The sequence below is a fragment of the Agrobacterium larrymoorei genome, from assembly GCF_013322225.1.
Taxonomy (GTDB): domain Bacteria; phylum Pseudomonadota; class Alphaproteobacteria; order Rhizobiales; family Rhizobiaceae; genus Agrobacterium; species Agrobacterium larrymoorei_A.
On the sequence record NZ_JAAMFB010000030.1, the window covers coordinates 62,742 to 81,030 of the forward strand.

The following is an 18,289-nucleotide window of genomic DNA, read 5'->3' on the forward strand; positions in this document are numbered from 1 at the left end:
ATAATACGGGCGCAGGCGCTGCGATGGGTAACCAGCTTTGAAAATACCGTGATGACTGTAAAGCCACGATTAATGTTGGACCTTGATTATGGCTAAAGTTTTTCCACTGTTCGTAAGCTACCAGCAAGTGGCCGTTTTCAATGAAAGTCTCGACGCTCCTTTCAATGACTGGGAGCCGCGTCATATTTCACAAGGGTTTTCCTGGCGTCCAAATAGTGTTTCGTTCAGAGTTCCGGAAGGTCAGAACTGCGTAGTCGAAATTCTTCAGGACGCCGAAGAGTCGGTGCTTGCCGGGGAGCCTAGCCGAATTATTTTGACATCATTCGAACGCCTCACTAATGGCTCCATAGCTGTCGGATCTATAACTGAGGAAAATAAGATTGCGATCTTTCAGATAGAAAGATTTCAGTTGATTTTTGAATTGCTACCTAACGTTTCTTACGATGGCAAAAAAATCGATAATGGCATCCGCTTCAGATTCATAAAAGAAGATAACCCTATTTTTTAAGTTCAAAGAGCGGATGCCGAAATGGACTTTACTTCACCTTTTAATTTAATTGCCCGGCCTGCGGAGTAGACTTCTGTTTTCTTATTCCAGATACAATGCATTTTGAGTTCTTGCTCAAAATGAAAAGGTCGGGGCTAAGGTCTGCCGAACAGCTACACTGCGGTGGCTCCGAAAGTTGAAATCACATTTTCCTACAGCGGCGGATCTCAAATCGAAGTCACCTTTTCAAAGCTAGTGACGTTCTATCGTGCTGACATTTCTGAGTGCAGGACCTTGCGATCAAATGCGAAACGAGACCGAAGACGCTTGGGCTTGCCTTCAGTCTCGTAGATGAATCCGGCAAGTTTGCCGGAAACCGCTTTTGGTACGCGGATGCCTACAAGGCCATATCCGGGACCCGTTCGACATCACCTGCCGGCGTGATTGCAGGCGGTTGATTGGTGGCATTGAGGTTGACTGTCGGCGGCGCGATGGCCAGTTGCAGGCGTTCTGCCGTTGCCGCCCACTCCTTGACAAGGATATCCGGGGTTTCGTTCAGCTTGATACCGTAGCTGGGGACGATCCGCCGAATTTTTTCCTGCCATTCTGGGGTCTTAAGCTTCTCGGCAAAGACCTTCTTGAGCACGTCGAGCATGATCGGTGGGGCCGTAGAGGCGCCCGGCGAAGCACCGAGCAGGGCTGCTATCGAGCTGTCCTTCGCTGCAACGACTTCGGTGCCTAGCTTCAGAACACCACCCTTGTCTTTGTCCCGCTTGATGATCTGGACACGCTGGCCTGCCTGCCAGAGGCGCCAGTCTGCGGCTTGCGCCTTCGGAAAGTATTCACGCAGCGCGGTCATGCGGTCCTCGTCCGATAGCATGAGTTGGCCCGCGAGATATTCGACGAGGTTGAACTCATCCATGCCGACCTTCATCATCGGCCAGATATTGTCGAGCGTGACCGAGGCCGGCAAATCGAAATACGAGCCTTGCTTTAGAAACTTGGTAGAAAAGGTTGCGAAGGGTCCGAACAGGATGTGGCGCTTGCCATCGAACACGCGCGTGTCGAGATGCGGTACCGACATCGGCGGAGCGCCGGTGGAGGCCTGGCCATAAGCCTTGGCAAGATGGTTGTTGACGATGTCGGGGTTGTCGCAGACGAGGAAGGAGCCGCCGACCGGGAAGCCCGCATAATCGTCACCTTCCGGAATGCCGGACATCTGCAGAAGATGCAGCGCACCGCCGCCCGCGCCGAGGAAGATGAATTTCGCCTTGATCGAGCTGCGCTCGCCAGTCTTGGTGTTATCGAAGCCTACGCTCCACGTGCCATCGGTGTTGCGCTCGATTTCCTGAACTTCAGCCGACGTCTGCAGATTGAACGTTGGCAGGCCCTTCAGGTGGGTGACATACTGATGGACGATCTGACCAAAATTCACGTCAGTACCGAGAGGGGACCAGGTGGCGGCAATCTTTTGAGACGGGTCGCGGCCATCGATCATCAACGGCACCCACTTGGCGATCTCCTCCGGATCGGTTGAAAACTGCATGCCGGAGAATAGTGGGCTTGCCTTGAGTGCCTCGTGGCGCTTGCGCAGGAACTCGGTGTTTTCGTCACCCCAGACGAAGCTCATATGCGGGGTGGAGTTTATGAAAGACCGCGGGTCCTTCAAAACACCCATGTCGATCTGGTGGGCCAGGAACTGACGGGTGATCTGGAAACCTTCGTTGATCTCCACCGCCTTTTCGATATGGACATTGCCATTGTTATCCTGCGGCGTGTAGTTCAGCTCCGCTAGCGCCGAGTGGCCGGTGCCCGCATTGTTCCAGCCGTTCGAGCTTTCCTGAGCGACGTCATTGAGGCGCTCAAGCATCTCGATCGTCCAGCTCGGCTCAAGCTCGCTGAGCAGGACACCGAGCGTAGAGCTCATGATTCCGCCGCCGATGAGCAACACTTCGACCGTTTTTTCGACAGGTGCCGCCCAACTTGGAACTGCCGGTAATGACAGCGCGGCAGCGCCTGCGGCTGCGGAGCCGAGCAACTGGCGGCGGCTAAGCGTGAGGCGGTCGGAATGGGAGGTTGAGTCGCTCTTGTTTTCGCCGGGCATCTGATACCTCTCGTTTTTGGCGTTGGGCCGCTTTACGTCAGCTGGCAATCCCACGGGACTTAAGCCGGGCTGTTGACATATTGTCGCGGCTACGATTAGTCGCAGGACATGCGCTCGCGATCTCGTCAAATCCATTAAATTAGAATTTAGTATTTGAGTTTCGGACTTCTGGTGTGCCGGGTCTCTTGGGCGGTTTATCTGCCTTAACGGGATTAGAGAGGTCCGATAAATCCTTCGGAAATTATCCGCGATAGACAGTGCCATGACCAAGATTGTGCTTATTGAAGACGATGCCGAAACCGCAGCGGATATCTGTGCCGAGCTACAGGATCACGGTTATGTCGTGGACTGGGCGCCCGATGGCGTAGCCGGTCTGGCTCAGGTGCGAAACAGCAGGCCTGATGTGCTGATCATCGATCGCATGCTGCCTGGCATGGACGGGCTTGCCGTCATCGAGGCCCTGCGTCGCGACAATATACGCACTCCGGTTCTGGTTCTGAGCGCGCTTGGTGCCGTCAATGATCGCGTCAAAGGATTGCGGGCCGGTGGCGACGATTATCTCACGAAACCGTTTGCCCTTCTGGAACTGCTTGCGCGCGTCGAGGCGCTGTTGCGGCGTCCGGCAGAGCCGATTACCAATGCGCTGCGGGTCGGCCCGTTGGAACTCGATCTGATCGAGCGCAGCGCCAGTCGCGGCAGCAGGGCAATCGAGCTGCTGCCGCGCGAATTCCGCCTTCTCGAATACATGATGCGCCATTGCGAGCAATTACTCACTCGGGCCATGCTGTTTGAGGAAGTTTGGAATTACAAGTTCGTGCCCGATTCCAATCTGGTCGATGTCCACATGGGTCGCCTGCGCCGCAAGGTGGACGCGGATGGAGAAGCGCCGATGATCACCAATATCCGTGGAGAAGGCTTTATCCTCCGTGCACCTGATTGACTGGATAAGAACCTCGAGCTTTCGCTACACGTTCGTCCTGATCTTGGCGATCGCGGCGACGGTTATGCTCAGCCTCGTGTTTGCCTACGTCAACACAAGTCGGGAACTGGTGTCCTTGCTCGACGGCCTGATTATCCAGGAATCGGATGCGATTGTCGCCCAGTCGAAAGAAGGCCACCTGACGACCTATGACGAGCGGCTTCGGCAGGATCCGCGACGCTATAAGCCCACCGGCCTGTTTTCAGCATCCGGAGAGCGGATATCCGGTAATGTTCTACGATGGCCTGCGGGGCTGGAGATAGATCAGGCTCCAATCCAGGTGGATATCGACCGATTTGGTCCGGGCTGGCATATGGTCCAGCCATCACGAGCCGTTGCCCGTCGGCTCGCCGATGGCAAAATCGTCGTCGTCGGCTGGAGTACGAAGGACAACGAACAAACCGCGATGGTCGTGGAGCGTGGTTTAATCTTTGGGCTTCTGCCTGCCTTCCTGCTCGGGCTTGCGGCGTCTCTACTGTTTGCGGCGCGTTCGAAGCGGCGTATCCACGAAATGCAGACAAGAGCGGCGGCACTCGTCGCGGGCGATCTCAAGCAACGCCTACCGGTGCGCAACAGCGAGGATCCGCTCGACAAGCTGGCGCAGATCGTCAACGGAATGCTCGACGAAATTCAAACGCTTGTCGAAAACCTCGCCGGCATCGGCGACGATATCGCCCACGATCTCCGCACGCCACTGGCGCGGGTGCGGATTGGACTGGAGCGAGCACGGCGTACCGCAACCAGCGTTGACGATCTTCACAGTGCGATCGATCGCAGCATTGCCGGGGTAGACCTTGCGATTTCCATCGTGACGGCGCTTCTGCGGATCCGGGAGATTGAGCAGACCCGCCGCCTCGCAGCATTCGAAAGCGTGTCGATGACCGAGATCGTCAAGGAGGTCGCCGAATTCTACGAGCCTTTTGCCGAAGAAAAGCAGCTTACCATGACGATCCGTGCGGAGACGGACGTTACTGTGCGTGGAGACCGGGATCTCCTGTTTGAGGCGGTTGCCAACCTCGTCGATAATGCTGTGAAATTCACGCCACAGGGCGGTACCGTGACACTCGAGCTTTCGGTCAAACAAGGCGGACAAAGTCTCCGCGTCGCCGACACGGGGCCGGGCGTGTCAGAAGAGGAGCGGGACTTGCTGGTGCAGCGCTTTTATCGTTCGGACCGAAGCCGACATACGAAAGGCATCGGTCTCGGTCTTACTCTCGTTACGGCAATCGTCAAACTGCACGGATTCAAGTTCGATATCATCGCTTCAGAGGGCTTTGCCGCGGAGATCCAGTTTCCTTTTCAGCCTGGAAGCTGATGCTGAAATCGAGTATCCACCAGAAATATTTGTCAGACGAATATAATTATCATTGATCTAAATTCATCATACTCTTACGATCCAGTCAAAGATCCCTCTCGCCATTGGGCATGCATTCGATATGCGTCAACAAGGAAAAGAGCGCCCCAAGAACGGGGCATCGCTCGTCAGTCAAGTCAGTAGCGTACTTCGCGACGCTATCGCGTCGGGTCGATACGGGCCTGGCGACAAACTTCCAAGTGAAGTCGAGCTCACCGAAGCGCATGGTGTCAGCAGAACAGTGGTACGCGAAGCCGTTACCGGACTGCGATGCGATGGACTGGTTGAGGTCAGGCAGGGTGCGGGCATCTTTGTCCTGAAAAAAGACAAACCCGAAGGCTCTAAGGTCAATATCGAAAAAGCCCGGCTTTCGTCGGATCTGGAAGTATTGGAAATCCGCACTCCATTGGAAATCGAGGCGGCAGGGCTGGCTGCACTCAGGCGTTCCCCCGCTCAGGAGGAGGCGATTTTCGATCGCCATGCAAAGGTGCTTGATTGCATAGAGCGGAATCAGTCCATCCGTGAAGCGGACCTTGCGCTTCATCTCGCCATTGCTGCCGCCACCAACAATTTGCTTTTCACACAGTTTCTTGAGCTTCATGGTCAGGCCGTCATCCCGCAGTCAAAGGCGGTGCCAATGGCGCGGGAAGGTGATCAGACGGCCTATCGTCGACTTATCCACAAAGAGCATCAGGCCGTAGTGGTTGCTATTTCGGATCGTGATGAGCAGGCGGCAAAGCTTGCCATGCAGGAACACTTGCGCGGAAGCCAGCAGCGCTACCGTGACATGATGCGGGATTTACGCGGAATTGTTGCGGGTTAGACTGGGGCTTTGGTTTTGGACTTCATCTCTACTCGATAACATCGACACCCCAGACTTCGATCTGCGTCAATGCAGGGAAGGGGGATGGATCATCCGCTTTTTTGAGATCGTGCAGCCGGATCCACTCGACCGTTTTGGGCTCTAAAGAGAAAGACTGCGCTGCGCCGGTCTTCGATAGCTCGAATAAAAGCGTCTCGCCGCTCGATAGGGTCACGTTCAACCTTTTCCACCACGCATCATGCGGGAAATCCGCTCGCAGATAGAACGCAAACTCATCGATAACGACTGGACGACCAAAGTTTACCGTTAAGGCGGCGTTTGGGTCGCGGTTGATACCCCAACTGGTGTAGGGCCAAAACCCATGATCGTCGTTTGCCTTTTCTCCATCGATTGCATTGCGGGCAGCAAAAGCGGATTCCCCGCGCGTTTCGACATTGGCAGTCGCATGGGGAAACAGGGATTCGTTGTCATGATGGTCGAAGGGGTTAAAGGCGAGGTTTCTGCGGGAAAAAGCATCGTGCCGTGCTCGCCTTGCCGAGAGGCGGTGGAGGTATCCGGTAAACGCCTGCGGAGGGTATGACTTCCGCTTCAGTTGGTCCGGAATCGGCAAAGTGAACTCTGTGCCATCGAGATAGGCGATGGTCGGGGGCATTGCTGCGTCGAGAGCGAGATGGATATAGCCCGGTTCCGATGTGTTCAAGATGATCCTGTCACCTTCCCGATAGTTCGCTCGATAGACGAGAAATACTTCGTCTTCAGAGCTGGTTTGAGCCAATATATCGTTCGTGGGGCTGACGACCTTCAGAGTGAGCTTCATCTGTCTACCCTCAGTTGATGGTCAGACGCAGGCAGTGCGCTCTGAAGGGAATAAGAACGCGGTAGATTCTGTCCGGCCAAGACTGACGAAGGCGCGGGTCATCAATTGCTATGGCCTCTATTGTAATCTGCGCTTCGCCCTCGCAGTTCACCGTCCCCAAACCACCGATTGAAAGGTATCCGTCTTCGATTGTTGGCTGGGCAACAGTCAATAGTGAAAGAATCGCGTTGCGACTTCCATCATATTCATCAATGACTTCGACGTATTTTTTGCGAAACAAAGTTATTTGCCTCCGGTAGGTTTTTACAGCTGCTTCGGCCGGATAGGCATTGGCGATATCGAAGGAAATCTGCACGGTTTCATCGAGAAACTCGGTTTTGAAATCGGTGGCCGCAAACGCCGCTCCAGCGGCTTGCCCCACGCCATCGAATGTTGGCAGATTGTGGTAGGCCGATTGCATCGTCCAAATGTCGTAGCGATCTGCTGAGAAGGTCTTTGCTGTATATGTTTCTACGCCCACATCGATGATGAATGGCTTGCCGTTTTTGTAAAGCGTAAGGCTTCCCACGTCGTTATGATTGTGACTTTCGCCGTTGTTTCCAGCTTTCACGGCGAGAGCGAAGACCTCGTCGCGGGCAATTGCCAGCTCTATGCCGGGGTAAAGCTTGTCGCATTTCTTGGGCGGTGCGAGCACGGTCTGGCTCAGCTCTCTTTCGGTCAGGATCGCCAGAGCCCGATACCAAAGGTTCCATTCCCTGCTCAGCAGCCGGTCTGGACTTTCACTCCATCTGTCCCTGGCAAACGCCCGCAATGCGTCAGAATTGACCGCCTTGCCAAACAGAAATTCCCGAACTCCGCTCGTATCGTAATGCGCCGGTGAGTCCGCAAAATTGAAATAGGTTGAAGCCGCGACGTGCATGCTGACGATAAATTCAGCCATGTTGCGAATTTTTGTCGACGTAAAAGGTCTGGTCATCGAACCCGGAGCGACAGTCTCCAGAACAGTCATGGCGCCGAACATGCAGAGCGCTGCGTGCCCATAATAGAGAACTCCTTCCTCGCAGGCACCATCCTCTCCGTAGTCCTTTATGAAGGCGTCGAGGCTTGCCAGCGCTTTGCTAGCGACTTGCCGTTTTGTAAAGTCCTCGGTTTTGATGAGGAAGGTGGATAGCAGGACGTTCTGTGTGATCCACGCCGTCCAATTGTTCATTCGCTCTTCGCCATTTCCCATCCACCAGAAATGGCGCTCGGTATATGGTCGGATGATACGTGAGTGAATCTCTTGCCTGACACGCGTCACAATATCCGTCTTAGCACCTTCCAGCTCGGCACCAAGCAGATGAATCGCAAGCGCGAGATTGGCCCCGGTTTCGGCGGCAAACAGATCGATGACCGGATTTTGCGGATCCGGCAGCGGCGCTCTTGGTCCGCCCCTTATATGGGAATTGTGGGCAGGCAGCTGCCAGCCGCTTTCCTCGCAGATCAGCCATAGTCCATCGATAATCGCATCTAGGAACCGGCCATTCGCCTCGATGCATTCACCAATCACCAGAGCGTTCAGCTTCAGCCGTCTTGAGAAATAGAGATCCTCGAAGCGGGAGCGGTTTCCGTTCAGGGTATATTCCCGATAATCGCTTGCATGAATAGCTGCCCAGGGCACGATCAGGGCATTTTCAGCAGCCTGAACGAGGATTGCCCTGCTTTCATCGGTCACCGCTGCCCGCAGTTTCTCAGGCGAAATCCCTGCGCCGAACGGCGCGAAAGTCCCGGGTAGGAGCTCCGTCATTTCCACAAACACGCTCCATGCCTCCCGCGCGTTTCGAAATCGAATAGATCGGCTCCTATCATACGTATTTGTGAAGTGCTAGAAAATTTGTCTGATGTTGTGCAAAGTTGTTTGACCAATATCGATATCGTGTTATCCAAAACAACGGGAGGCGACCGGGCAAATGTTCGATCGCGATTGAGAATGTGCTGGTTGATGTCCGATAATCGGGACGAGATCGGTACGGGAGGAATGCTTTGGCAATCGCAAGCGCGACTGCGCCTGAAGAACAGGCCGCTCCTTATCGTAAGAAAAAGGTTCGCGTCGTTTCGAAGAGGCGGCGGCGTATCGAGAATGCGCTGATTGCATACTCCTTCATCGCGCCCAACTTCCTTGGCTTTGCAATTTTCACGCTCGGGCCCATCCTGTTTGCTTTCGCGCTGGCCTTTATGCATTGGGATGGTTCCAATGCCATGCGCTTTGCTGGCCTCGATAATTTCTGGCGTCTGTTTGAAGATCGCGCGTTCATTGCGGCTTTTTGGAATACGATTGTCTATACCGTCGTGTCGGTGCCGCTGACCTTGGCTTGCGCGCTCGGTCTGGCCATTCTTCTCAATCAGAAGATTCTGGGCCGTAATTTCTTCCGCACGGCCATGTTTTTCCCCTATGTCGCTTCCCTCGTGGCGGTCGCGGTCGTCTGGAACATGATTTTCAACCCGGAAATGGGTCCGGTGAACATGCTCCTCTACACGCTGGGCCTCGATCCCGCCGATATGCCCGGCTGGGCAGCGGATCGGCATTGGGCAATGGTGACAGTTATCCTGTTCGGCGTCTGGAAAAGCATGGGTTACTACATGGTGATCTATCTTGCCGGGCTTCAGGGCGTGAACACCGAGCTTTATGAAGCCGCGGGTCTGGATGGAGCCAATGCCTGGCAGAAGTTCATTCACGTTACGCTGCCGCAACTGGCGCCAACGACGTTCTTCGTCACGGTCATGCTGACCATCCAGTCATTCAAGGTGTTCGATCAGGTCTATATGATCACGCAGGGCGGACCCGGCACATCGACCCTCGTTCTGGTCTATCACATCTATAACGAAGCCTTCATCTCTTGGGATCTCGGCTACTCTAGCATGATCGCGCTCGTGCTTTTCTTTCTCGTGCTTTGCGTGACGGTCATCCAGTTCAAGCGCCAGCGGGAGGACTAGGTGATGCGTGTTATGGGCCACAAAGTCTCGGTTGGAACGATTGCCGTCTACGTCACGATCATCGCGATCACCATCATCATGCTGCTGCCCTTTGCGTGGATGCTGTCCGCATCGCTCAAACTCAGCCGCGATGTCTTCGTGTTTCCCATCGAATGGATTCCCTCCCAGCCGCGTTGGGAAAACTACAGCGATATATGGACGAAAATTCCGCTGGCGCTGTTCATCTACAACACGTCTAAGCTGACGATAATCGTTACGTTGCTTCAGCTCGTGACATCGAGCTTTGCCGCATATGCCTTCGCGAAACTGAACTTCCCTTACAAGAACACGCTGTTCCTGGGCTACATCGCCACCATCGCTATGCCTTGGCAGGTTTACATGGTGCCGCAGTTCCTGCTGATGCGCGAATTCGGGCTCAATAACACCCATCTGGCGCTGATCCTGTTGCAGGCCTTTACCGCTTTCGGTGTGTTCCTGATGCGGCAGTTCTACATGTCCATTCCGAACGAACTTTGCGAAGCAGCGCGCATCGATGGCATGAACGAGTATCAGATTTGGGCAAAGATCATGCTGCCGTTGTCCAAGCCAGCCTTGTCGACGTTGACGATCTTCACCTTCGTCACGACCTGGAACGACTTCCTCGGACCGATGATCTACCTCACCAAAACGGAGCTGAAGACCATCCAGATTGGCCTGCGTATGTTCATCTCCCAATATTCAGCAGAATACGGGCTTATCATGGCGGCTTCCGTGGTGGCGCTCATCCCGGTTCTCATCGTGTTCCTTGCCCTGCAACGCTTCTTTGTCGAAGGCGTCGCGTCTTCCGGCATCAAAGGTTAATTTCATGCTTGATTTTGCCGCACCACACCCGAAACGGATCAGCGCAGAGGAGATTGAGGCCGCTTTGCAGACCGCGGTTTCGCAGGTGCGACGTAATCTGCCAGACTTTACATATAAGGCGCAGAACCATTCGAGCGTCGGGAATTTCTATCCGGCCGTTGCGAACGACCAGTGGACAGCTGGTTTCTGGCCGGGCCAAATCTGGCTGGCCTTCGAACATACGGGCGACAGGGTTTTCCAGCATGCCGCGCAAATTCAAGTTCAGAGCTTTTTGCACCGCATCGAAAACCGCATCGAGACCGATCACCACGATATGGGATTTCTCTATTCGCCCTCCTGCATAGCGGCCTGGAAACTGGTGGGCGATGAAGATGGAAAGCGGGCGGCATTGCTCGCCGCCGACCAGTTGATGGAACGGTTTCAGCCCATCGGCCAGTTCATTCAGGCTTGGGGCCGCAAGGACAATGCGAACGAATATCGCTACATCATCGATTGCCTTCTGAACCTGCCGCTACTTTACTGGGCAAGCCGCGAAACTGGAAGAGCGGAATATCGCGATGTAGCACTGGCCCATGCGCGGACGACGCTTGCGCACTCCGTTCGATCGGACGATTCCACCTATCACACTTTCTATATGGACCCGGAAACAGGTGGCCCGGTGCGCGGGGTGACGAAGCAGGGTTTCAGCGACGAAAGCTACTGGGCGCGGGGGCAGGCTTGGGGGATTGCCGGAATGGCGTTTTCCTATCGCTATGAGAAACTGCCTGCATATCGTGATGCTTTCGAGCGCCTGCTCAACTTCTATCTGGAAAGGTTGCCTGCCGATCTCGTGCCTTATTGGGATCTGGTGTTTTCTGAAAAGGACGGCGAGCCGCGTGACAGCTCTGCGGCGGCAATCGTCGCCTGCGGACTGCTGGAAATGGCCGATCTCGAAACGCCTGAAAATGCGGAGCGGTACCGCGATCTTGCAAGACGAATGGTAAAAAGCCTTGTCGACAATTACGCCGTTTCTGATCCGGCGGTCTCGAACGGTCAGCTGCTACACGGCACATACTCCAAGAAAAGCCCGCACAACACTTGCCGCGGTGAAGGCGTCGATGAGTGCGTTGCGTGGGGCGATTATTATTATCTCGAAGCACTGACGCGGCTGTCGCGCAACTGGTCTTCCTATTGGTGAGCGCGTGAGGAACTGATGGCAAGCATTTCGCTGAAAAAACTCAACAAGATGTTTGGCGCGCTCAAGGTCGTGCACGATATCGATCTGGAAATTGCGGACAAGGAATTCATCATTCTCGTCGGCCCCTCCGGATGCGGCAAATCCACCACGTTGCGGATGATCGCGGGGCTGGAAGAAATTTCCGGCGGTGAACTCGTCATCGGAGACGACCTGATGAATGACGTGCCATCGAAGGACCGCGACATCGCCATGGTCTTCCAGAACTATGCGCTTTATCCGCACATGACGGTCTACAAGAACATGGCCTTCGGTCTGGAATTGCGCAAAGCCCCGCGCGAGATCATCGACAACAAGGTCAAGGAAGCAGCCAATATCCTTGATATCACGCATCTTTTGAACCGTAAGCCGAAGGCTCTGTCCGGCGGTCAGCGGCAGCGCGTGGCACTCGGTCGCGCCATGGTGCGCAACCCCGAGGTATTCCTTCTGGACGAGCCGCTTTCCAACCTTGATGCCAAGCTACGCGGCACGATGCGTTCGGAAATCAGCAAGCTTCACAAGCGGCTGGATGCGACGTTCATCTATGTTACCCACGATCAGGTGGAAGCCATGACCATGGCCGACCGCATCGTGGTGATGAAGGACGGCCATATCCAGCAGGTCGATACGCCGCAAAATCTCTACGACCGGCCCATCAACATGTTCGTTGCGGGCTTCATCGGTGCACCGCAAATGAATATGCTTCCGGTGACATTACGGAAAGACGCGGATCGATTTGTCGCTGTCTTCGATGGCGCCGCAATGCCATTGCCTCTGGAAATAGACTCCAAACGGTTGGCACCTTACGAGAACAAGGAGCTTATCCTCGGCATCCGCCCGGAGAATTTCCACGAATTCGCACCTGCCGATATCGAGGTCGCAAATACGTCACGCTTCAACGCGACTGTTGAACTTGCCGAGCCGATGGGTTCAGAAGTTCATCTCAACCTGATCTCGGGTGGAAAGCCCTTGATCGCCCGTGTTTCCCCGCGCTTTCGGGCAAGGATCGGGGACAGCGTGCAACTGGTGGCAGACCTCACCAACGCGCAGCTTTTCGACCCCGAAACCGAACGATCCATTCTGTACTGAAGAGGCAACGCAAAGAATGCAGTGGCTTGAAGGACTTTGGACGAAGGAAGGAGCCGGGATCGATAAGGACGCCCCGAAGCTCACCGGCCTTGCCCTGTTCTTCGATATCGTCAAACGCGAATGGTGGGAGATGGTGAAGCTCAATCTGCTTTTCATCATCGCTAGTCTACCGCTTGTCACGATGCCTGCGGCAACGCTCGCCATGGCGAGGGTATCGCGTTCATTTGCGCTGGATGAAAATACCTATCTGCTTAGGGATTTTATCGAAGCATTTCGCGACTACGCGCTGCGGGGCACGTTGCTTTTGACGATATGCGCGACCGTGGTCGGAGCCTGCGTCTACACAACGATCAGCTACGCACAGGCAACGCAACACGGCATTCTCTACAGCGCGCCGCTCGCCATCAGTGCCGCAGTCACGCTTTATCTCTGCATCGTCACGGCCTATGCAACGGCTCTGCTTGCAGCACGCGATCTATCCATTCTTGCGGCATTGAAAGAAGCGGCGCTGTTTGCGGTAGTCAAACCACTGCCAATGCTGTTTGCGCTGGCGTTCGTCGCCGCACTGTGGCTCGCGCATATCCTGTTTTACCCTGTTTCCGTCTTCATGCCGGCCACCATCAATTTCTCGCTCGGAATGTTCGCAATCTCTTTTGCGGCAATTCGCATGGTGAAAGACGAACTGTCACAAGATCAAACTGAATAAACAATCGCTTAGTTAGGGAGGAGACCTGCTATGGAACTCAAAACAACAAGACGTGCGTTGGTGCTTGCGACGACCGGTATCGGCCTTGCATTCAGTATGGGCGGATCGGCGTTCGCGCAGAGCGACGCGCCTGTAACGCTCAAATGGGCTTTGTGGGATTTGGATAAGGGTGCCTATTTCAAGCCGCTGATGGAAGCCTATAGCAAAAAGCATCCCAATGTGAAGTTCGAGGCGGTCGACCTCGGTTCGCAGGATTACACGCAGATGATTTCGACGCAGCTGACTGGCGGCTCGAAGGATATCGACATCGTCACCATCAAGGATGTGCCGGGTTACGCCAACCTCGTGCGCGCCGGAAATATTGATGACCTCAGTGGGTTCATCAAGGACCAGAAGATCGACGCCGCTTCCTATGGCGGGCTGATCGAGGAAATGACGGTCGAAGGCAAGGTGTATGCGCTGCCGTTCCGCTCGGATTTCTGGGTGGTTTATTACAACAAGGATATCTTCGACAAGGCAGGCGTTGCTTACCCGACCAACGACATGACTTGGGCGCAATTCGATGAGATTGCCGAAAAACTCAAGGGCGGCATGGGCGTCAACCGGATCTACGGCGCGCTTCTCCACACATGGCGTTCCACCGTGCAACTGCCGGGGATTCAGGATGGCAAGCAGACGCTGGTGGATGGCAATTACGAATTCCTGAAGCCATGGTACGAGCGTGCGCTCGCACTGCAAAAGAGTGGTGCGATCCCGTCTTACGCATCGTTGAAAACCTCCAACACGCATTATTCCGCGCTGTTCTTCAACGGCACGATCGGCATGTTGCCGATGGGAACATGGTTCGTGGGAACGCAGATCGCCAAGGTAAAATCCGGCGAGTCCAAAAGCGTAAATTGGGGTATCGTTAAGTTCCCGCATCCTGAAGGTGTTGCGGCGGGTACCACAGCGGCGCAGATTTCCGGCCTCTCCGTCAACAAGAACTCCGGCCACAAGGAAGCGGCGCTTGATTTCATCAAGTTCGCGACCGGCCCGGAAGGCGCAGCTATCGTTGCGGCCACTGGCACGTTCCCGGCGTTGAGATCGGATGATGTGGCCGAAAAGATCGCGGCCCTCGACGGTTTCCCACAGGATCAAAACAGTAAGGATGCCCTTAAGGCCGGCAAGGCCTATCTTGAAATGGCGGTCAATCCAAATGCTGCACGCATCGAAGTGGTCCTCAACCGCGTCCACGATGCCTTGATGACCGACAACATCTCTATCGATGACGGCATCAAGGAGATGGACGAGGGCGTGAAGGCCATCAAGTAGGCTTTCTGGCGGTCGCGGTTTGCGCCGCGACCGCCCAACTTCGGCAATTTCCGAAAGATCATAAAGTGCATCACGACACCGCCCTAGCCAATCCGCTTTTCCATAATCCGCTTCGTTCCAGAGACGACCTTGCAAAAGCGGTGATGGATATTTTCAATCCGTTGCTGCCTTACTTTTCACCGGGTGGCGCGCGCGTCCGGCTGAGTGCAACGGGCGCGATTTTCGATTATCCAGCAGCAGAGCTGGAAGGTTTTGCCAGACCGCTATGGGGCATCGTGCCGCTTGCCGCGGGTGGATATGATTTTCCCCATTGGGACCTTTATCGTCGCGGTCTCGCGAACGGTACCGACCCGGGCCACGAAGAGTATTGGGGCGACGTTTCTGACCGCAACCAGAGGCTGGTCGAACTGGCCGCTATCGGCTTTGCGCTGGCGATGGTGCCGCAGCACATTTGGGAGCCATTGAGCGAAGCCGAGAAAAAAAGTGTTGCGGATTATCTGGTCGCGGCGAGAGACAAGGAATTTGTCGACAACAACTGGAAGTTTTTCCGGGTGTTGATCGATCTTGGTTTGGAACGTGTCAGCGTCTCTTTCGATGCGACAAAGACTAAGAGCTATCTCGATGAACTGGAAGCATTCGATCTTGGTGATGGCTGGTATCGGGATGGGCCGGTACGGCGGGTTGACCACTACATTCCCTTCGCCATGCATTTCTATGGTTTGATCTACGCGGTTCTTGCGACTGGCGATGACGAGCGCAAGGCGCGTTTTCTGGATCGGTCCCGCAGGTTCTCGGGTGACATACGCCACTGGTTCGGCCCAGATGGCGCATCGCTCGCTTTTGGCCGCAGCCAGACCTACCGGTTTGCCGCGGGTGGGTTTTGGGGCGCTCTAGCCTTTGCCGATCTGGAGGCACTGCCGTGGTCCGAGGTCAAAGGCTACTACATGCGCCATATCCGCTGGTGGTCGAAGCTCCCGATATTTGAACGCGATGGTGTGCTTTCCATCGGCTATGGCTATCCCAATCTGCTGATGAGTGAGAGCTACAATTCGCCTTGTTCTCCCTATTGGGCATTGAAATTTTTCCTACCATTGGCGCTGCCTGAAGATCATCCTTTCTGGCAGGCTGAAGAAGCAGAGGCCGAAGCATTCGCTCAGCCCATTCCGCTCTCCAAACCGGGAATGGTCGCTTTTCATACTCCAGGAAATACCGTCGTCTTGTCCTCAGGCCAGCAGCACGACAAGATGCGTGGTGCACAGGAGAAATATTCCAAATTCGTCTACTCCACCCGCTACGCTTTCAACATCGAGGCAGATGAACGCCATTTCGCGGCGGCGAGTTTCGATGGCATGCTGGGCTTCTCAGACGACGGCGTTCATTTCCGCGCGCGTGAAACCATGGAGGAAGCACTGATCGCACGCGATTGCCTCTATTCCCGCTGGCGCCCATTTGCGGATGTCGTTGTGGAAACATGGCTTGTTCCTCAAAATCCATGGCACTTGAGAATTCACCGGATTAAAAGCCCGAAGCCCCTGCAAACTTCCGAAGGCGGATTTGCCATCGAACGTGCGGACTTCAATCGGGATGGAACCGAAGTCGGGGCAGGGCGAAGCGTTTGTTATGGCCAGCAAGACATCAGTGCCATTATCGATCTATCGGCTGGTCAATTGCGGGAAGGCATCGCCCATCAAGCTATCGCCAACACGAACCTGATCCACGGACGAACGCTCGTACCGCAACTGCGTGGCATGATTGGTCAGGGCGAAATAATTCTAAGCACCGCAGCTTTGGCCCTGCCCAAAGGCACAGGAACTGAGACGTCTCTGGCAAATATCCCCAAAGCTCCGGATATGGATGCGTTGGAAGAATTGTTCCGGACCGAAGGCAAACCCGTCGCAGCGTTCGCGCTTGAAGACAGGCGGGCGAACTAAGCGCCATGGAGAAAAATGCGGCCAGACTGAACATCCTGACTTGGGAAAGAAAGCAAGCCGATATCGATTGCGAAGACCATCAGGCGCGCCTGCAAGCCCTTGTCCAGCGTGCGGGCGCGACGTTCGGCGAGAATGTCTATATCGCTGAAAAAGCGGAAATCCACACCGATAGGCTCGCCATGGGCGATACGTCTTGGGTAGCCGGTTACGCTATCGTGCGCGGCAATATCGAGATGGGAAGCAACGTTTCGGTCAATCCTTATGCCTGCATTTCCGGCAAGGTGAAAATCGGAAACGACGTCCGTATCGCCTCCCATGTCAGCATCGTCGGCTTCAATCATGGTTTCGACGATGCTACTGTTCCGATCTATCGTCAGCCGCTGACGTCGCTTGGTATCGACATTGGCGATGATGTGTGGATCGGTGCGAACGCGGTAGTTCTGGATGGCGTCAAGATAGGCAATGGCGCGATCATTGCGGCAGGCGCCGTGGTCAAGTCAGACATTCCGGCGATGGCAATCGCCGGTGGCGTTCCTGCCCGCGTTCTCAAAAGCCGCCGTCGGGATCACGCTGGAACGCCCGAACGAGGCATGAGAAAAATCCTTCAAGCGCTTGATCGTCAAGTTACGCAAGACTGGCGGACTGCCGTTCGATCCTATGAAAACAAAGATGGTTTCGTCTCTGCCAATGCATCTGGAGAAGAGGTGCAAACCATCCGTCAACTATGCGACGCCATCGAAATTGCATCTGCTTTCGGTGAGCAGCAGAGTATGTTCGATCCCGATGCCACGGTCTTCAAACTGCGGCAGTTGCAAGATAAAGACACCGGGCTATTTATCGAGCCGGGTCGGTCCTACACAATCCCACTCGAACAGGATCCTGACATTCTCTATAACATCCTCTCGGTCTGCTACGCGCTCAAGTGCTTTAACAGTGAACCCACATATCCCATTGCATATTTTGAGGAAATGCAAACCACAACGCTTGTTGATTTGCTGGGAAATCTGCCTTGGCAAACGAGGGCATGGCATTCCGGCGCAACGGTCGACGCCATTGGGACAGTGTTCTACGTCAACCAGCGTTGTTTTGGACTGGATACAAATATTGCCACCTTGATGGGCTGGCTGTCTCTCAATGTCGATAAGATTACCGGGCTGTGGGGCGGATCAGGGCCGTCGGGTGGCTTGCTTCAGCCCGTCAACGGTTTCTATCGTCTGACAAGAGGAACATACGCGCAGTTTGACTTGCCTGTACCCTATCCTGATGCGGCCATTGATAGTGTCATCACCAATTACCGTAGCCATGAGGGGTTCAAAGCTGACGCCTTCGATGCCTGCAATCTGCTCGATACGATCCACCCGCTTCTTCTGTGCCTGCAACAGACCGACCATAGAAAAGTAGAGGCGCTGAAAATCGCGGAAGAGATCATCGAGCGCGTGGAGGGTCGATGGGTGCCGGGCAAAGGGTTTGCCTTCCGCGAAGGGCACCTACCAGGTCTTCAGGGCACAGAAATGTGGCTCTCCGTCATTTGGCTTTGTGCAAAGCTATTAGGGCTTGAACAGGATCTCTCCTTCACGCCAAGAGGTGTGCATAAGTTTGGTGTCGATCCGATCAGCGCTAGATAAGCTCAACGCTCCTTATCCGTTGTCAATTGTGTTCGGT

The 18,289-nt window shown here is 54.8% G+C and carries 15 protein-coding genes; 12 read left to right on the forward strand and 3 right to left on the reverse strand.

Annotated features, from left to right (window positions below):
* Positions 1-88: 88 nt before the first annotated feature.
* Entirely contained in the window at positions 89-508 is a 420-nt protein-coding gene (comJ, locus tag G6L28_RS18610) for a competence protein ComJ (protein WP_174065377.1), read from the forward strand.
* 376 nt (positions 509-884) lie between these two features.
* Here the strand turns inward: comJ and mqo are convergent, their stop codons facing one another.
* Complete coding sequence (gene mqo / locus G6L28_RS18615; RefSeq protein ID WP_174065379.1) at positions 885-2,591, reverse strand: malate dehydrogenase (quinone); 1,707 nt, start codon at positions 2,589-2,591, stop codon at positions 885-887.
* Positions 2,592-2,853: 262 nt separating this feature from the next.
* Here mqo and G6L28_RS18620 point away from each other — a divergent pair, with 262 nt between their 5' ends.
* The 3 genes from G6L28_RS18620 to G6L28_RS18630 all read left to right on the forward strand — a co-directional run bounded on the left by G6L28_RS18620 (position 2,854) and on the right by G6L28_RS18630 (position 5,747).
* Entirely contained in the window at positions 2,854-3,531 is a 678-nt protein-coding gene (locus G6L28_RS18620) for a response regulator transcription factor (protein WP_174065382.1), read from the forward strand.
* Positions 3,518-4,885, forward strand: a complete 1,368-nt coding sequence (locus G6L28_RS18625; protein WP_174065384.1) for an ATP-binding protein — start codon at positions 3,518-3,520, stop codon at positions 4,883-4,885. The genes G6L28_RS18620 and G6L28_RS18625 overlap by 14 nt, the downstream gene beginning before the upstream one ends.
* 121 nt (positions 4,886-5,006) lie before the next feature.
* Positions 5,007-5,747, forward strand: a complete 741-nt coding sequence (locus G6L28_RS18630) for a FadR/GntR family transcriptional regulator (RefSeq protein WP_174065386.1) — start codon at positions 5,007-5,009, stop codon at positions 5,745-5,747.
* A 28-nt stretch (positions 5,748-5,775) separates the two neighbouring features.
* Here G6L28_RS18630 and G6L28_RS18635 read toward each other — a convergent pair whose 3' ends face one another.
* The gene (locus tag G6L28_RS18635) at positions 5,776-6,564 is read right to left on the reverse strand and encodes a carbohydrate-binding protein (protein WP_174065389.1); all 789 of its coding nucleotides are present in this window, start codon (positions 6,562-6,564) and stop codon (positions 5,776-5,778) included.
* A 10-nt stretch (positions 6,565-6,574) separates the two neighbouring features.
* Positions 6,575-8,362, reverse strand: a complete 1,788-nt coding sequence (locus G6L28_RS18640; protein ID WP_425292691.1) for a heparinase II/III domain-containing protein — start codon at positions 8,360-8,362, stop codon at positions 6,575-6,577.
* Positions 8,363-8,586: 224 nt separating this feature from the next.
* Between G6L28_RS18640 and G6L28_RS18645 the strand changes: the two genes are divergently transcribed.
* From G6L28_RS18645 to G6L28_RS18680, 8 genes are all read left to right on the forward strand, one after another.
* Positions 8,587-9,537: a carbohydrate ABC transporter permease gene (locus G6L28_RS18645; protein WP_174065393.1), complete on the forward strand. Its 951-nt coding sequence runs from the start codon at positions 8,587-8,589 to the stop codon at positions 9,535-9,537.
* A gap of 3 nt (positions 9,538-9,540) precedes the next feature.
* Positions 9,541-10,377: a carbohydrate ABC transporter permease gene (locus G6L28_RS18650; RefSeq protein ID WP_174065452.1), complete on the forward strand. Its 837-nt coding sequence runs from the start codon at positions 9,541-9,543 to the stop codon at positions 10,375-10,377.
* Positions 10,378-10,381: 4 nt separating this feature from the next.
* Positions 10,382-11,554: a glycoside hydrolase family 88 protein gene (locus G6L28_RS18655; protein ID WP_174065395.1), complete on the forward strand. Its 1,173-nt coding sequence runs from the start codon at positions 10,382-10,384 to the stop codon at positions 11,552-11,554.
* Between the two features lie 15 nt (positions 11,555-11,569).
* On the forward strand, positions 11,570-12,679 hold the full coding sequence (locus G6L28_RS18660) for an ABC transporter ATP-binding protein (RefSeq protein ID WP_174065397.1): 1,110 nt from the start codon (positions 11,570-11,572) through the stop codon (positions 12,677-12,679).
* A gap of 16 nt (positions 12,680-12,695) precedes the next feature.
* Positions 12,696-13,385 (forward strand): YesL family protein, encoded by a 690-nt coding sequence (locus G6L28_RS18665; RefSeq protein WP_174065399.1) that lies wholly within the window; start codon positions 12,696-12,698, stop codon positions 13,383-13,385.
* Between the two features lie 30 nt (positions 13,386-13,415).
* A complete protein-coding gene (locus G6L28_RS18670) occupies positions 13,416-14,696 on the forward strand; it encodes an ABC transporter substrate-binding protein (RefSeq protein WP_174065401.1) in 1,281 nt (426 codons plus the stop codon).
* A 65-nt stretch (positions 14,697-14,761) separates the two neighbouring features.
* Positions 14,762-16,627 (forward strand): DUF2264 domain-containing protein, encoded by a 1,866-nt coding sequence (locus G6L28_RS18675; RefSeq protein WP_174065403.1) that lies wholly within the window; start codon positions 14,762-14,764, stop codon positions 16,625-16,627.
* A 5-nt stretch (positions 16,628-16,632) separates the two neighbouring features.
* Entirely contained in the window at positions 16,633-18,252 is a 1,620-nt protein-coding gene (locus G6L28_RS18680; RefSeq protein WP_174065406.1) for an acyltransferase, read from the forward strand.
* Positions 18,253-18,289 lie beyond the last annotated feature (37 nt).

What these genes read in the sequence shown, in the direction of transcription:
- comJ (WP_174065377.1), top strand. Translation starts at nt 89, where the DNA reads ATGGCTAAAGTTTTTCCACTGTTCGTAAGCTACCAGCAAGTGGCCGTT.
- mqo (WP_174065379.1), bottom strand. Translation starts at nt 2,591, where the DNA reads ATGCCCGGCGAAAACAAGAGCGACTCAACCTCCCATTCCGACCGCCTC.
- G6L28_RS18620 (WP_174065382.1), top strand. Translation starts at nt 2,854, where the DNA reads ATGACCAAGATTGTGCTTATTGAAGACGATGCCGAAACCGCAGCGGAT.
- G6L28_RS18630 (WP_174065386.1), top strand. Translation starts at nt 5,007, where the DNA reads ATGCGTCAACAAGGAAAAGAGCGCCCCAAGAACGGGGCATCGCTCGTC.
- G6L28_RS18635 (WP_174065389.1), bottom strand. Translation starts at nt 6,564, where the DNA reads ATGAAGCTCACTCTGAAGGTCGTCAGCCCCACGAACGATATATTGGCT.
- G6L28_RS18650 (WP_174065452.1), top strand. Translation starts at nt 9,541, where the DNA reads ATGCGTGTTATGGGCCACAAAGTCTCGGTTGGAACGATTGCCGTCTAC.
- G6L28_RS18655 (WP_174065395.1), top strand. Translation starts at nt 10,382, where the DNA reads ATGCTTGATTTTGCCGCACCACACCCGAAACGGATCAGCGCAGAGGAG.
- G6L28_RS18660 (WP_174065397.1), top strand. Translation starts at nt 11,570, where the DNA reads ATGGCAAGCATTTCGCTGAAAAAACTCAACAAGATGTTTGGCGCGCTC.
- G6L28_RS18665 (WP_174065399.1), top strand. Translation starts at nt 12,696, where the DNA reads ATGCAGTGGCTTGAAGGACTTTGGACGAAGGAAGGAGCCGGGATCGAT.
- G6L28_RS18670 (WP_174065401.1), top strand. Translation starts at nt 13,416, where the DNA reads ATGGAACTCAAAACAACAAGACGTGCGTTGGTGCTTGCGACGACCGGT.
- G6L28_RS18680 (WP_174065406.1), top strand. Translation starts at nt 16,633, where the DNA reads ATGGAGAAAAATGCGGCCAGACTGAACATCCTGACTTGGGAAAGAAAG.